The organism is Bradyrhizobium sp. C-145 (genome assembly GCF_023375135.1).
Lineage (GTDB): Bacteria > Pseudomonadota > Alphaproteobacteria > Rhizobiales > Xanthobacteraceae > Bradyrhizobium > Bradyrhizobium zhanjiangense.
On the sequence record NZ_CP088150.1, the window covers coordinates 5,443,723 to 5,457,916 of the forward strand.

General features: G+C 63.5%; 14 protein-coding genes and 1 pseudogene. 7 read left to right on the forward strand and 8 right to left on the reverse strand.

Going from position 1 to position 14,194, the window contains the following annotated elements; translation table 11 throughout:
• The first annotated feature begins 153 nt into the window (after positions 1–153).
• Complete coding sequence (locus LRP30_RS25735) at positions 154–1,557, forward strand: hypothetical protein (RefSeq protein ID WP_249756654.1); 1,404 nt, start codon at positions 154–156, stop codon at positions 1,555–1,557.
• On the opposite strand, the gene LRP30_RS25740 is transcribed toward LRP30_RS25735, so the two are convergent.
• Together LRP30_RS25740 and LRP30_RS25745 are read right to left on the reverse strand one after the other, a co-directional pair.
• Entirely contained in the window at positions 1,515–2,270 is a 756-nt protein-coding gene (locus tag LRP30_RS25740; RefSeq protein WP_249761832.1) for an alpha/beta hydrolase, read from the reverse strand. The two genes, LRP30_RS25735 and LRP30_RS25740, sit on opposite strands and share 43 nt — an antisense overlap.
• A 165-nt stretch (positions 2,271–2,435) precedes the next feature.
• Complete coding sequence (locus LRP30_RS25745; RefSeq protein ID WP_249756655.1) at positions 2,436–3,572, reverse strand: hypothetical protein; 1,137 nt, start codon at positions 3,570–3,572, stop codon at positions 2,436–2,438.
• 307 nt (positions 3,573–3,879) lie between these two features.
• Between LRP30_RS25745 and LRP30_RS25750 the strand changes: the two genes are divergently transcribed.
• Together LRP30_RS25750 and LRP30_RS25755 are read left to right on the forward strand one after the other, a co-directional pair.
• Positions 3,880–4,125: a zinc-finger domain-containing protein gene (locus tag LRP30_RS25750; RefSeq protein WP_007602543.1), complete on the forward strand. Its 246-nt coding sequence runs from the start codon at positions 3,880–3,882 to the stop codon at positions 4,123–4,125.
• A 19-nt stretch (positions 4,126–4,144) separates the two neighbouring features.
• Complete coding sequence (locus LRP30_RS25755) at positions 4,145–5,347, forward strand: FAD-dependent monooxygenase (RefSeq protein WP_249756656.1); 1,203 nt, start codon at positions 4,145–4,147, stop codon at positions 5,345–5,347.
• 25 nt (positions 5,348–5,372) lie between these two features.
• Here the strand turns inward: LRP30_RS25755 and LRP30_RS25760 are convergent, their stop codons facing one another.
• The 5 genes from LRP30_RS25760 to LRP30_RS25780 form a co-directional block, all read right to left on the reverse strand.
• A complete protein-coding gene (locus LRP30_RS25760; protein WP_249756657.1) occupies positions 5,373–5,801 on the reverse strand; it encodes a twin-arginine translocation pathway signal in 429 nt (142 codons plus the stop codon).
• A gap of 616 nt (positions 5,802–6,417) precedes the next feature.
• The gene (locus LRP30_RS25765) at positions 6,418–6,669 is read right to left on the reverse strand and encodes an acyl carrier protein (protein ID WP_249756658.1); all 252 of its coding nucleotides are present in this window, start codon (positions 6,667–6,669) and stop codon (positions 6,418–6,420) included.
• Positions 6,660–6,914, reverse strand: a complete 255-nt coding sequence (locus LRP30_RS25770; RefSeq protein ID WP_249756659.1) for a hypothetical protein — start codon at positions 6,912–6,914, stop codon at positions 6,660–6,662. Before LRP30_RS25770 ends, LRP30_RS25765 begins: the two co-directional genes overlap by 10 nt.
• Before the next feature lie 15 nt (positions 6,915–6,929).
• Positions 6,930–7,676: a phosphatase PAP2 family protein gene (locus tag LRP30_RS25775; RefSeq protein WP_249756660.1), complete on the reverse strand. Its 747-nt coding sequence runs from the start codon at positions 7,674–7,676 to the stop codon at positions 6,930–6,932.
• A gap of 722 nt (positions 7,677–8,398) precedes the next feature.
• Entirely contained in the window at positions 8,399–9,718 is a 1,320-nt protein-coding gene (locus LRP30_RS25780) for a hypothetical protein (protein WP_249761833.1), read from the reverse strand.
• 333 nt (positions 9,719–10,051) lie between these two features.
• Between LRP30_RS25780 and LRP30_RS25785 the strand changes: the two genes are divergently transcribed.
• From LRP30_RS25785 to LRP30_RS25805, 4 genes and pseudogenes are all read left to right on the forward strand, one after another.
• Positions 10,052–11,302, forward strand: a complete 1,251-nt coding sequence (locus LRP30_RS25785; RefSeq protein WP_128956353.1) for a multidrug effflux MFS transporter — start codon at positions 10,052–10,054, stop codon at positions 11,300–11,302.
• 300 nt (positions 11,303–11,602) lie between these two features.
• Positions 11,603–12,043 (forward strand): hypothetical protein, encoded by a 441-nt coding sequence (locus LRP30_RS25790; RefSeq protein ID WP_128932991.1) that lies wholly within the window; start codon positions 11,603–11,605, stop codon positions 12,041–12,043.
• Positions 12,044–12,146: 103 nt separating this feature from the next.
• Positions 12,147–12,281 (forward strand): annotated as a pseudogene (locus LRP30_RS25800) (MFS transporter); the annotation flags it as partial.
• A gap of 54 nt (positions 12,282–12,335) precedes the next feature.
• Positions 12,336–12,473, forward strand: a complete 138-nt coding sequence (locus LRP30_RS25805; RefSeq protein ID WP_164940303.1) for a hypothetical protein — start codon at positions 12,336–12,338, stop codon at positions 12,471–12,473.
• Positions 12,474–12,482: 9 nt separating this feature from the next.
• On the opposite strand, the gene LRP30_RS25810 is transcribed toward LRP30_RS25805, so the two are convergent.
• Complete coding sequence (locus tag LRP30_RS25810; RefSeq protein ID WP_249756661.1) at positions 12,483–14,078, reverse strand: glycosyltransferase family 39 protein; 1,596 nt, start codon at positions 14,076–14,078, stop codon at positions 12,483–12,485.
• Positions 14,079–14,194 lie beyond the last annotated feature (116 nt).

Consider the following 14,194-nt stretch of genomic DNA (forward strand, 5'->3'; position numbering starts at 1 on the left):
GAAACACAAGACTTTCTTCTGACGCCCCCAAGCGGCAAGGTCGGCTCAAAGTGGTCAGAGTTTTGCCAAATTCAAGCCGGGCCGCATCAAACTATTGGTGAATTCTCCCCCAACCGTTATTGCGGGCATGGTCCGAGCGAGGACGGAACAGTTTTGAGCATCACCACCGACCAATTGCGCGCGCGCGCCGCGGGCTCGTTATGGCTGCGGCTGGCCGCAATGGCCCTGCCTCTCCTGATGATCGCGCCGGCGTTCTGGAACGGCTATCCATTGTTGCAATGGGATACCGGCGGCTATCTGGCGCGCTGGTACGAGGGCTATCTCGTCCCGAGCCGCTCCACCGTGTTCGGCCTCTATCTGCACTATGGCGAGAGCTTTGGTTTCTGGATCAACGTCGCGGTCCAGTCGCTGGCGACGCTGTGGCTATTGCAGCTCAGCTTGCGCGTGCTCGGGCTGATGCAGACCTTCCGCTTCGTCGCGATCAGCCTGCTCCTGATCCTGTCGACCGCCCTGCCCTGGCTGGCCAGCATGCTGCTCACCGACATCTTCGCGGGACTGTCGGTGCTGTCGCTGTTCCTGCTGGTCATCGGAGCACACCGCACCTCGCGGCTCGAAAAAATCGCGCTGTTCGTCTTCACCGCCTTTGCCGCAGCGACCCACAGCGCAACGCTCGGCGTGCTGCTCGGTCTGTGCGTCGCCGGCTGGATGGCGCGGCCGCTCCTCAGACCCCGCCTTCCGCTCGCGGGACTGGCGCTGGCGAGCCTCACCATCGTCGCGGGCGGCCTGATGCTGATGTCGGCGAATTATGCGCTGTCGGGCAAATGGACCTGGACACCCGGCGGCTATGGCGTCGCCTTCGGCCGCATGATGCAGGACGGCATCGTTGCGCGCTATCTCAACGATCATTGCCCGCGCGAACGCTACAAGCTCTGCCCTTATCGCAACGAGCTGCCGGCGACCGCCGACGAGTTTCTGTGGGGCAAGAGCATGTTCAACACGCTCGGCCGGTTCGAAGGCCTGAACGAGGAGATGGGCTACATCGTCGTGCATTCGCTCGCGGACTATCCGGCCTGGCAGGCCGGCGCGGCGCTGCGGGCGATGAGCCAGCAATTGCTGCATGTCGCAACCGGCGAAGGCACCAACGGCTGGATTCCGCACACCTACGGCATCATCGAGCGCTACATACCCGCGCAAGTCGCGCCGATGCGCGCGGCGCGGCAGCAGCACTGGGCCGTCAATTTCGACGACGTCAACTGGCTGCACATCCCCGTCGCGCTGGCCTCGATGGCAGCGCTCGTCGGGCTGCTGGTGCATGCGCTCGCGAGGCGCCGGCTCGACGATCTGACGCTGCTGGCAGCGACTGTGACACTGGCGCTGCTCGGCAACGCCTTCATCTGCGGCGTGATCTCCGGTCCGCACGACCGCTATGGCGCGCGGATGGTGTGGATTGCGACCTTCGTGGTGCTGACCGCGCTGTTTCGCGCGTTCGGCGACGAGGCGCCGACGGACGAGACTCAGCTACGGCGTGAGAGGAAATCGAGCACGCCGGTCTTGTAGACCTTGTCGCCGACAGCCCGCATGTGATCGCGGCCCGGGATATCGAGCACTTGCGCGTCCGGGATGATCGCGCCGAGCGCGCCGGCAGAGCCCGCGACGTCGTCGGCGGTGCCGACCGCAATCAGCACGGGCACCTCGATGCGCGCGGCTTGCGCTCTCGTCATGAGCTCCCGCGTGCCGCGCAGGCAGGCGGCGAGCGCCCGGCGGTCCGAACGGGTCTGATCGGCGAAGGCGCGGAAGGTGCGACCCACGGGATCGGTGACGTCGTCGAACGAGGATGCCTCCAGCGCCTTCGCGACGTTCTCGCCGGGGCCGGTGCCCTCGATCAGGCCGCCGATGCCGATGCCGCCGAGGATCGCCGAGCGCAGGCGCTGCGGCTCGTTGAGCGCGAGCCACGCCGCCATCCGTCCGCCCATCGAATAGCCCATGATGTCGGCCTGCGGGATGGCGAGATGATCCATCAGCGCCAGCACGTCGCCGGCCATGACCGGGATCGAGTACTGCGAAGGCTCGTAGAGCTTCGCACTCTCGCCGTGGCCGCGATTGTCGAGCGCGACGACACGGCGGCCGTTCTTGCGCAGTTCCGAGACCCAGGTCGGATAGACCCAGTTCACGTTCTTGCTCGAGGCAAAGCCGTGCAGGAGAATGATCGGGTCGCCCTCACCTTCGTCGAGATAGGCAATTTCAACGGCGCCGTTGTGGAAGTTCGGCATCATCAGTTCCGCGGGTCTTGAGGGGGAAAAGTCGATCTTAGAGCACGATCCGGACAAGTGTGCAGCGGTTTTTCCGCTCCGCAAACGCGGAACGCGTTTGCGCGGAGATCATGCTCAAACAATAGCCTCAAGCGCGGCTACGAATTACCTCAATCTCATCGCGCTTTAGGCCTTGAGGGCTGCATCCGCCAGAGCGGCCTCGGCGGCCATCTGCGCCCGGCGGAGCCGGCGCGCGCGCTTGCGATCACACCAGGCCTGGGTCAGGCGCTCCGTGGTCGCCTTGATCGAGGACAACAGCCCAAACAGCGTCAGTGCCGCGCCGAACAGCCAGAGCGTCAGATCGAACGCACCGCCGATGAGGAGCAGCGCGCCGCGGCCAAGCAGTTTCATGATGGCGCGGGCCTTGCCGCCCTGCGCCTCCGCAAGCCGGGCCGCGCGCGCAACATCCTTCGGGCCGTCAGCAATCCGCAACGTGTCCATCGCCCCGCGCGTGCCGGTCTTTTCGGCGACGCGCGTCACGTCTTTGCCGAGCCGAACCAGCGCGCCGGCCTTTTCGGCGCGGAACGCAGCCTTGATCGCGCTCATGGTCGCACCCGGCCGCAGCACCGACCCCTTGGCGACCGCGTTCTGAAGCATCGGCGTGTCGACGATCTCGCGCGCCGACCGGCCGGCCCATGCCGCAAGCCCCTCACCGAGCCGCCCCACCTTGCGCGCGTCCTTCACCAGCGTCAGCCCGGCGCGCACCGGCGCGGCACCACCGACGGAGACGTAGGTTGCCGCCGTCACCACAAGGCCCGCCGCCGCAAGCCCCAGCACGAGCCGGTCGGTGTCCTCGCCCATGGCGAGATGCTTGCCTTCCCGGACAACGTCCCTGATGTCGCCGATCACGAAGAGATCGCCGGCCACCGTTCCCGACAGGCTCGCGACGTCGTCGGCATTGCCGGTGACGAGACCGGTGGCAAATCGTTTGGCGAAATGGGAGGTGGAATTCTCGGCTTTGACCGCATCGTTGACGCGGCTCAGGAGGTCGTCCGGCAGCGCGATGTTACGGTCACGCGCGAGCGCGACGAAACTGTCGGCGAGATCGGCGTCGCCCGCGGCGAGCGCAGCCTCGATGTTGTCCTGAACCAGGCGCTCGTTCTGCCGCAGCAGCGCATCGAGCTTGAGCTCGGAGAGCACGGAGGGATCGTCCTGGGCGGCGAGGATCGCGCCGGCCTCGCGGGCGTGCGGTGCTACCTGCGCGAGCATGAAGCTGCATGCCGCGACACCGGCCAACGCTGTGCTGATTCGCAGCCATTTCATGCGGAAAGCCTGGACGGTCCTAAAATCGCTGACGCCTGACGACTCGTCTTTCGTCGCAATTATGCTCGTCGACAGACATAGTATGCCAAAATTGCGACACAACGCCACCGACGAAAGAAGGGCTTCTCTCAGGCCTCAAGATTGTGTCGAATTTGCATGAGCAAATGAGCATGGGGCAATTGCGAACCTTTCGGTTCCGCCGGACTAGCAATCATCTGAACCCACCAGTATGGTCCGCGGCGCCTTAAAGATGCCGCGTCAGTTTCCGATTGTACCTGTCGCCATTGCCACTCCAGGATGAACTACGATGTCCGACCATGTCGTCCCGCACTTCCACAACGATGCCGGAGTTCCCGTCATCGAGATCGGCTCGCAAGAGTTCATGTGCGTGGGCGCCAACCCTCCGTTCGATCATCCGCACGTCTTCCTCGACCTCGGCAACGACAACGAGATCATCTGCCCCTATTGCTCGACGCTGTACCGCTTCGCGGCCGACCTGAAGGCGGGCGAAGCCCGTCCGCCGGAATGCGTGCTGAAGGATAAGGTGGCCTGACCGGTCTCATCGGTCAGGGGTGGCGCTCTCCCGAACGATTGTCATTGCCGGTGCCGGCATCGGTGGACTAACGGCCGCGCTTGCGCTCGCGGCCCGCGGCTTCCGCATCGTCGTGCTGGAGAAGGCCGAGCGCCTCGAGGAAGTCGGCGCCGGCCTGCAACTCTCCCCCAATGCCAGCCGCGTGCTGGTCGAGCTCGGTCTCACCGAACGCCTCAAGCTGCGCGCCGTGATCCCGGAAGCGGTCTCGATCATGAGCGCGCGGGCCGGCGGCGAGCTGCTGCGCATGCCGCTCGGCGAAGCAGCCTCCGCGCGCGCCGGCGCCCCCTATTGGGTGGTGCACCGCGCCGATCTGCAATCGGCGCTGGCGGGCGCTGTTGCCGACCATCCCGATATCGACCTGAAGCTGGGCGCGACGTTCGAGGACGTCGCGCCTCACGCCAAGGGGCTGACGGTGGTCCATCGTAGCGGCACGATCCGCCGCAGCGATCTCGCCAGCGCATTGATCGGCGCCGACGGCATCTGGTCGACGGTCCGCCAGCACCTGTTCCCCGAAGTGCAGCCGCGCTTTTCCGGCCTGATCGCCTGGCGCGGCACGCTCGATGCGACGCAACTGCCGAAGGACTACACCGCGCGCCGGCTGCAGCTCTGGATGGGCCCGAACGCGCATCTCGTGGCCTATCCGATCGCGGGCGGACGCCAGATCAACGTGGTCGCGGTGCTGCCGGGCACCTGGAACAGGCCGGGCTGGAGCACGCCCGGCGATCCTCTCGAGGTGATGGAGGCTTTCGCCGCGCCGCGCTGGCCGCCGTCGGCGCGGATGATGCTCGCCCCGGTCGACGCCTGGCGGAAATGGGCGCTGTTCGGGGTGCCTGACGGCTGCCCCTGGAGCAAGGGCCCAGTCGGGCTGCTCGGCGATGCCGTGCATGCGATGCTGCCGTTCGCAGCCCAAGGCGCCGGCATGGCGATCGAGGATGCCGCCGTGCTCGCCCGGCATTTGAGCGTCGAGGCGGCCGAGAGCACCGCGGGCATCACGGCTGCGCTGACGCAATATGGCCGCGCGCGCCAGGCACGCGTACGGCGGGTGCAGCGGACGGCGCGGCAGCAGGGCCGCATCTATCATTTCAGCGGGCCGCTCGCGATCGCGCGCGATCTTGCGATCCGCGCGCTCGGCCCGGACCGCATGCTGGCGCGGCAGGACTGGATCTACAACTGGCGGCCTTGAGGCCAGGCGCCGCCGGCGCCGTGCCTCAGCGGATCGCTTTTCCGGATTTCGACGCCGGTTTGGCAGCGGCCGCGGATGACGGCGGCGCGGCGGGCGGTGTCGGCTCGGGCGGTGTTTCCCGGCACCTGTTGCGGCGCCAGGCCTCATCGGCAAGTTGCGCCTGGCCCCGCGCCGCGATGTAGTCGTTGCGATAGGCAAGCTCGGACACCACCGCGCCACCAGCGCCGGTCTGGGCCTTGTCCATCAGCCTCTGCAAATCGGCAGTGCGGTTCGCGAGCTTCTTGCGCTCGGTCTCGAGCTGTTTGCAGTCGTACAGTTCGTATTTGCCGGGATCGGCGAAAGCCGGCGCGACCGTCTCACTCATGCCGGCGCAGCCCGACAACGCGACGCCCGCCGCGAGCAGCACGAGAAGCCCGCTGCAGGAGCGCAGGGAAGAGAAAAACGAAGCAGCCATGCCGGATGAATAGTCCCCGTGGATTGAGAATGCCTAAAGCAACAACAAATGTCCGGATTGAGGCTTTGCCTCGTGCAGCCGGCCCGCTTGAGCCAGGACCACCTGTAGAGCCAACAAAGCACCAATGCCAGAGGGCCGAGGACGTGACGGAATCCGAGCTGAAGCCCCTGAGGTAAGCGGCTCAAATCGTGCGCGGAATCGGCTGTATTCTCTTTGCCCGTCGGGCAATTGCGCCGTATAGATGGGCCGATGCGGGCGTGGCGGAATTGGTAGACGCATCGGACTTAAGCCATTGAGTGCCCTGGAGGAAACTTCAGGAGCAGAACTGCTCAAAGTCGGGGAAACCTTCACTGGCAATCCCGAGCCAAGCCCCCGCCAGGGGGAAGGTGTAGAGACTAGACGGGCAGCACCTACAGCGGACAAGCGCCAGGGTGAAGGGATAGTCCAGACCACGAACGCCGAAAGGGCGGCGGCGAAAGCCGAAGTGGTATGAAAATCCGTGGGGCCGCAAGGCCTGTGCCGGTTCGAGTCCGGCCGCCCGCACCAGGTGAGAGCATCGTGCGAAGCGTCTGTGACATCTCACACGGACGAATGGCTAAAGAGCCATTTGGACTGGTCACGCGTTGACCGCATCCACCAGATCGCAGATGGCGTTGATCGAATCCAGCTGCGTCAGATCGAAATTGATCCGCGCAAAATCGATCCCGTAGTCCATCTCCAGCGACATGATGATTTCGACCGCATCCAGCGAGTCGAGCCGGCCGCTGGTGAACAAGAGCTCATCGTCCTCGACCGGAGAATGATCTCCGCGCAGGCTGAGCCGCTGGACGACATAGTCGCGCATTTTCGAGCGGACGTTCAGATCCATGTGTCAACTCCCAAGAGGTATGCGAGAAAATCAGCGCGCTGCCAGATCGTGTGGACACGGTCGAGCGGAGCGTCGAAGACATGCAGAAGACAGAAGAAGAGGATGACCCAAATCATTCCCAATGCGCGGGCTGAGCCTGGATCCCACAACCTCGCGCGGCGGCAATTTAACGCCGCATAAAATGAAGGCAGCAACCAGATGGATTTCGGCTTGGCCGACACCCGGTCATGCGCGCCTTCAACCATATTTCCACCGCAGCACTACGACGATTGCGGGCTCAGATCTCCGTCGGGCTCGACCATCGCCAATGGGTCGACGGTGGAGATCTGCGAGATGACTCTCTCCCGATCCTGCTCGGGCGCAAGACGTGCGCCGATGCCTTTGATGACCCAGATCGATGCGATGGCGAGGACCACCCCGGCGAACACGTCGACAAAATAGTGTCCCCCTCCGATCGGGGTCGCGGCCAGCATGACCGCGTTCCATAGCACGCCGATGCCCCGGACCCAGCGGATCGGCCAGAGCACCCACATGCACAAGACTGCCGAGACCGCGTGAAAGCTTGGAAAGGTCAGAAGCGGCCCCAGTTGAAACGCATCGAGCAGCTTCACTGTGCCGTCGCGCACCAGGGGGAGCTCGCGCAGCGTCGCGTTGTAGACGGAGGGCTCGAAATTGGGATGGTCCGCTGAGTGTAGTCCTACGGTTTCATAGACGCCGGTCGCTGGGAACAGCGTGGAGATGAGGGTCGTGATAGCCAACGTCAGGCCAAATCCGAGCGAGAACTCCGCAGCGCGCCTGTAATGACCGAGCAGTGGAACGACAACCACGATCAGAACCAGTTGCCATCGAATGGAGTCGTAGGTCACTGCAAGAGCATCGATCAGACCCGGCCGGTTGACCAACGCCAGATAAGCACGAAAATCCAGGCCGAGCGCCCGATCCATGGCCAGCAGATTCGTGTCCTGCATTGGAAAGTTGGCTGTCGCCGCGAGATAGCCGATCGACACCAGAAGAAGAAGTTGAAGAACGATTTGAGCAATGAAGAACAGGGCGATGTCTGAGTTTTGATTTCAGATTTAGATAACCGACCACTCCGTACACGCCGGCAATTCCGAAATAGAGCGGATGGCTGCTTACCCGCAATTGAAAACCGGCTAGACGCATCCCAACGACGAAGACGGCCAGCGTGGCTGCGATGAGAACCCAGTTGAGCTGAAAAAGATTAAGGCAAACCGCGAGTTCCGCCCTTGCCCCTGGGGTTGATAGAGCACCTGTCGAACGAGCAAGACCACCGATCGAGCATGCCTGAACCGCCATTTGTCATTCCCAGCAATTCCGAAGACATGTATGGCAATACAACCTTTAATAGTTTGACAACGAGCGCGTGTAGATTTAATCAAGACAACCTAAGCCGGGTGGGCGGTGATCCTTTGCGCCTTGGCAAAGCTCCATCCTCGCCCCCGCTTGGACGAGTAATTGCGGTCATGGCGGCATTCGGAACGCGACCGAGCATTCCACGAGATCGTTAACGCCGACGCGGATGCCGCGGGTTGATCTCGCGCACGGAACTTTGTTAGGCGCCGTTATCTGCTCAACCACACCAGCATTGGTCGAGATCGATGGCCGACTTCGGGCTCGATCCGGTTCCTACAATGCCTTCATGGATGTGAGATCGGAGGTCGGATCTCCGGAATGCGCGCAGAAGCGATTCAGCGCGATCGTGAGCCCTTCAACGTGACTCCACTATGCGCGCCTCTAGGCGTTTCGGCTCGGCACGGAAGTCGAGCAGCAGGATCCAGAAGCACATCAGCGCGACCGTGAGGAGAATGAAGCTGCCCTCGAATGCTGCTCCCAGAAGCGAGATCAGTGCGGGAATGAGCAGACCGACCGAGAGACATCCGGCGAGCGCCATGGCCGGAAGATCGACGATGAGGATGGCGGCATAGAGCGCGAGCTCGAAGGAGGCATATTCCTTGAGGCGCGGCGAGCTGAGATAGAGCGCAAACATGGCAAGCACCGTGACGCGCATGGCCGTGCGGGGCTGGTCCATCAGCCAGCGATCCAGCCGCGTCAGAAGCGATCCCCCTTCCCGCACCGGCTGGCTCGCGGCCACGCGCAGGACGGACAGGGCGAACGGCACCAGCACGAGCGCGAGTGCTGCGAGCGCATAGGTCGCGAACATGGCCAGCCTGCTGTCACCGAGGCCGGCATGGTCCATCAGGTCCCGCGCCAGCAGCAGCAGCGACGGATTGATCTCCACGAGATCGACGGCATGCTGGTTCGGGATCTGACCCGCAATTGCAAGCAGCCAACTCGCGAACAGATCAGGATACAGCAGCCTCGACATCAGGACCGGCAATGCGAAGCCGAACGCCGCCATCGCGATCAGCGCCAGCTTGCGACTGCGCGGCAGCGGCAGGAAATAGAGCGCAGCCAGCACGGGACAGAACACCAGCTTGAACGAGGTCACGAGGCCGAGCAGTGCAGCGCCGGCAAGGCGCAAGGGAAAGCTCGTGTTTTCTCCAGAGGGAAGCGGACGAAGCAGGAGCGACAGCGCGATCGCGGTCAGCAGGCCGCTTAGAATCGCGAAATTCCCCGACGCCTGCACCCATTCGAAACCGACGAACGCGCCGAGCGCGCACAGCACCTTGAGCGCAGCATCGCGCGCGCTCATGCCCGTTCGGCCGAGCCCGGGCAAGAGCAGGCCGCAGATCACGGCGAGGACGAGAAAGATGCTTCTGTAATGATCGACCAGAAAGCCGCCCGCGCACAGGGGGCGGAAGACGTCCAGCGTCACGGGCAGATAGGGATAAGAGAGCTTGGTGCCCTTCAGGTTCTTGACGAAATAGGGATCGAGCCCGTCGGCATGCGCATCGACTGCCGCGCAATTGACCCGGACGTCCCAGCCATATTTCACATCGAGCCTGGCGTCGTTGGCGAGATTGCCGAGCACCAGCAGCGCAGTCAGCGCGATCAGGCAGGCAAGCCAGACGTTCCGCCTCGCAGCCGTGTCGGCTGCGGGCTCCAACCATCGTGCTGCACCGGACATCTCGGACACAGGCGGATACCTTTGTTTGGCTTGTTTCTCTGGGCGCCGCTGCGGCGCCTCCTCATCTCGGCCGCACTGTGGGCAGAATGCGTTTCGGTTTCATCCTGCCGGACCGGCGGGCCGCGCCGGACGCCGATCTTTAGGAAGGGATGGTGAATCAGTGGTTTCCGGCCACCGGGGGTTGCGCGATCTGGAGAATCCGGCAGGAAAGGAAAGGCGGCCATCTCACCAATTCTTGTCCGCTCCGGCCCTGCCTGACAGCCATCCCGAAACGGGGGTTGTGCAACGCAACATCGGAATGGATAACGCCCTCAGTTTCAGAGGTGAGCTTCCTTGTCCGACGTCAATGCCGACGATTGGGTGTCCTCCGGACACCGTCCCATGGGTTTTCCCGAATTCGTCATCGTGATCGCGTCCATCATGGCGCTGAATCCGCTTGCGATGGACATGATGCTGCCGGCCCTGCCCAACATCGGCACCGCCTTCAAGATTCCCGTCGCCAACCATCTTCAACTGGTGCTGTCGACCTTCCTGGTCGGCTTCGGCGCCGGCCAGTTCGTCATGGGCCCGTTGTCGGACCGCTTCGGCCGCCGCCCGGTGCTGCTCGGCGGCATGGCGGTCTATGCGGTGGCGAGCGTGCTGGCGGTCGCGGCGCCCTCGTTCGAGACGCTGCTGCTGGCGCGCGCGCTGCAAGGGCTCGGCACTTCGGCGACGCGCGTGATCGCGACCTCGATCGTGCGCGACTGCTATGTCGGCCGCCGCATGGCGAGCGTGATGTCGCTCGCGATGATGGTGTTCATCGCGGTGCCCGTGATTGCCCCCTCGTTCGGACAGGCGGTGCTGCTGGTGACGGCATGGCGCGGCATCTTCGTGGTGCTGATGCTGTACGGCCTGCTCGCGCTCGCATGGTGCGTGCTGCGACTGCCCGAAACCCTTCCCGAGTCCGAGCGCAGGTCGCTGGCACCCGCCGACGTGCTCTCGGCCTTCCGGCAGACCGTGACCCATCGCCAGACCATCGGCTACGCCACGGCCGCCGGCAGCGTCATCGGCGCGCTGTTTGCCTACGTCTTCTGCGCCCAGCAGGTCTTCACCGGCATCTATCACCTCGGTCATTACTTCCCGCTCGCCTTCGCGGCGATCGCGGCCGGCACCGCCATCGCCGGCTTCCTCAACGCGAGGCTGGTCGGTCGGCTCGGCATGCGCGTGATCTCGCATGGGGCACTGACGCTCTACACCGCGGTGGCCGGCGTGATGCTGCTGACCGAAAGCCTCGGCGTGCTGCCGCTATCCTTGTTCATGGTGCTCTCCGCCCTGATGATGTTCTCGTTCGGCATGATGGTCGCCAATTTCACCGCGCTCGCGATGGAGCCGCAGGGCCACATCGCCGGCACCGCCTCCTCGCTCTACGGCTCGATCACGACATTGATCGGAATCGTGGTCGGCATGGCGATCGGCCAAAGCTTCAACGGCACGCTGCTGCCGTTCTCGATCGGCTTCTTCCTGTCGACGCTCGCAGCGCTCGCGATCGTGCTGGTGGTGGAAAAGGGACGGCTGTTCAAGCCGCATCATCGCCCCACCGCGTGAGGAAGCTCGGACGTTCGGGGCGGGCGCGCCCTGCTGAGCGCGTTATACACTTTAACGTAACGGTCGGTGCCACAAGAGCGCCCTGACGCCTTCCTAGTAGAAGTCGTCACTTGTGCAGACATCTCTAATCTTGAGATTATGCGATGTCTTTATTTCAATTTTGCCGGAATGGATCCTGCTCTCGTAGAGATTCGATTGGGAATGAGGGTTGTTTCATCGCCTAATGACGTCGTCAGGTTGTTGATACATTAAAGGTTGTGTTGCCATATATTTCCCGGAAGATGCAGGAAATGGCGGCGCATGACCGTTCGTGCTTACGTGAGAAACAGTCCCGCCCAATCCGCGGGAGCGCAAACGAGTTCAGAAGCAGTGGAAGCCTATGGTCTCTACCTGCTGAACTGGATCACTATTACAATTCTGGCGCTATTCGTCGGTGTATCCCTTGCCTTGTTGAAACTCTCGATGGCCCTCGAAGGCGAGTTGTTGGGGGGCATGGCGACGGTTGCAGGTCTCACGGCGGCAGGTCACGTCTTGTTGTCACGAGTACGCGCCGTGCGCATTGCGTACGTTCTTATTTCCATCGCCCAGTTAGGCCTTGTGTCCATGCTCGGGGCCGTCCTGACCTACGTCGCAGCATCTGCAAATTTGCCATTGCAGGATGCCATGCTCAGTGCGTTGCAATGCTGGCAGCAACGCCCTTGTGGGGTGGACACTACTTTGTGGACATCTTCGCTGGTGTAGCCGTTGCAGCTCTTGCGATTGCCTTCGCGAAAGCAATTGAAGGTCAATCGTCGGTCATTCCCCACGGCGCAAAAAGCACCTCGCTTGCATGCGTGAGTCCCTGATCGGGCGAAGCTTCGACGGCACGCTGCTGCCGTTCTCGGTCGGCTTCTTCCTGTCGATGCTCGCAGCGCTCGCGATCGTGCTGGCGGTGGAAAAGGGACGGCTGTTCAAGCCGCATCATCGCCCGATCGCGTGAGGAACTTCCCGTCCCTCTCGATGTTGTCCTGCAGCAATTCGAGAGGCCACGTTAATGGAACTGGAACACCGCGAAAACCGCGAGGCGAAACCGCAGAAACAGGAGCGTTCGGAGCCGGACGCTGAGCAGACCACGTTCACGACGCCTTTGGCGAGCGAGGGGCTCGAGCAGGTACGCGACAGCCATTGCTGATCACGAAATCTATTCGGCCGCCCGCCTGCGGGCGCTGAAATCCTCAGCAGCGCTCTCGGGCGCCGCCCCGCTTCCTCGCGGCGGCACCATCAGCACGACCACCTTCCGCGACAGGCCGGGCCGCCCCCACAGAGTTGCCTGCACGGTGAACTCGCGCCTGACGACGTGTCCGGCTTTCGAGGACACCCATTCCATCCACCTGCCACAATAGTCCTGGCCGCGAAAACAGAGCGCGGCCCAGCCGCGGTCCAGCGTCGCCTTGCGCGGCAAGCCCCAGGAGTTTTGATGCTCGAACGGCCGTGCACAATGCGGATGGTCGGGGCTGTAGAACGCCGTCGCGAAGGCCAGCGAATCATCACCGCTCACGGCGCTGAGCGGCGTGCCGGCCAGCTCGCGCCATTCGCGCGTCAATTCGCCGGCCACCTGCGCGTAGAAATTCCGGCCTTCTTCGTAACCGTGATCGTTGCGATAGACGGCATGGATCGGCGCTACGACCATGACCGCAACGAGCGCGACGCCAGCCACGGTCACGGTGAGGTTGACGGTGTAGAAGCGCTCGATCGGATAGCGCGCGCCGCAAACCACGAGAACGGCGAACAGGAACAGCCCCTGCAATGCCCACAGCGACGGCAGATCAGTGCCCATCACGAGCGATGTCAGCACCGGCAACGTGATCGTGCCCATGGCGACGTAGAACAGAAGCCGCAGACCCGGGCTCATTGCAGCGAAGTCGGCCGGAAATTGCTTCAGCCGCGTGCCGGCGATCAAGACCCATAGCACGGCCGACACGCTCATGGCCGCCGCCAGCCCGAGCAGGAAGTTCCTGGCCTCGCCGAGCGAGCTTAAGGCATTGCCGTTGGCATGGGCCAGCGCATAGGTGAAAGTCGACGCCCCCGTGGCCGCGAGCCACACGACGTGCGGCGACAGCGCCGCGAGCCCGACCACCGCCGAGATCCAGGGCGAAGCGGAGGTGAAATAGGCGCGCCGCGCCGGGTGCGCCAGCGCGGCCAACGCGAAGCTCGCGACGAGAAAGATCGAATAATATTTGCCGAGCATTGCCAGCGCCGTCGTGCACCCCACCGCGACCGCCCACGACGCGGCGCGCGTCTCGAACGCGCGCAGGAAGCACCAGGTCGCCAGCGGCCAGACCGCGAGCAGCACGGCATTGGCATTGAAGCGCTGGGCATGGAATTGATAGGCCGGCGTCGGCATCAGGAGCAGCAGCACCAGGACGCGCTTGTGCCCGCTCACGAATTGCCGCGCGATCCGGTCGACGAAATACAGCGCAAGCCCGGCGTTGGCCATCGCCATCAATTGCAGCGACCAGTCGCTGAGCGGGAAGACGAAGGTCCAGCTAGCGGCAACCCAGCCGGTCAATGGCGGATGCTTGTGATAACCCCAGGCGAAATGCCGACCCAGGGTCCACGCTTCGAGCGTATCGGGATGCAGGCCGCCGCCGGCGTACGCGATCACGAGATAAAGCGTCCAGATCGCGACAAAGCAGGCGATGAGAAGCGGCACGGCCCAGCCTGTCTCGACCGCGTCCAGCCAGTGCAAGAAAGGCCGGCGCCATCGCGCCGGCGCACGATCGGACCGTTCGGCCATCGCCTGGAATGCAAAATCGAGCGGCACGGGAATCAAATGAAAGAAGGAAAAGCGATGCGCGAGGACGACACATCTATTTCAGGACAGAAACAAATAGCAACAATTGAAAACTGGAA

Excerpts from the sequence above, each read along its gene's own strand:
- LRP30_RS25770 (WP_249756659.1), bottom strand. The coding sequence starts at position 6,914 with ATGGTTGAAGGCGCGCATGACCGGGTGTCGGCCAAGCCGAAATCCATC.
- LRP30_RS25760 (WP_249756657.1), bottom strand. The coding sequence starts at position 5,801 with ATGGCTGCTTCGTTTTTCTCTTCCCTGCGCTCCTGCAGCGGGCTTCTC.
- LRP30_RS25740 (WP_249761832.1), bottom strand. The coding sequence starts at position 2,270 with ATGCCGAACTTCCACAACGGCGCCGTTGAAATTGCCTATCTCGACGAA.
- LRP30_RS25805 (WP_164940303.1), top strand. The coding sequence starts at position 12,336 with ATGGAACTGGAACACCGCGAAAACCGCGAGGCGAAACCGCAGAAACAG.
- LRP30_RS25750 (WP_007602543.1), top strand. The coding sequence starts at position 3,880 with ATGTCCGACCATGTCGTCCCGCACTTCCACAACGATGCCGGAGTTCCC.
- LRP30_RS25745 (WP_249756655.1), bottom strand. The coding sequence starts at position 3,572 with ATGAAATGGCTGCGAATCAGCACAGCGTTGGCCGGTGTCGCGGCATGC.
- LRP30_RS25810 (WP_249756661.1), bottom strand. The coding sequence starts at position 14,078 with ATGGCCGAACGGTCCGATCGTGCGCCGGCGCGATGGCGCCGGCCTTTC.
- LRP30_RS25765 (WP_249756658.1), bottom strand. The coding sequence starts at position 6,669 with ATGGATCTGAACGTCCGCTCGAAAATGCGCGACTATGTCGTCCAGCGG.
- LRP30_RS25790 (WP_128932991.1), top strand. The coding sequence starts at position 11,603 with ATGACCGTTCGTGCTTACGTGAGAAACAGTCCCGCCCAATCCGCGGGA.
- LRP30_RS25780 (WP_249761833.1), bottom strand. The coding sequence starts at position 9,718 with ATGTCCGGTGCAGCACGATGGTTGGAGCCCGCAGCCGACACGGCTGCG.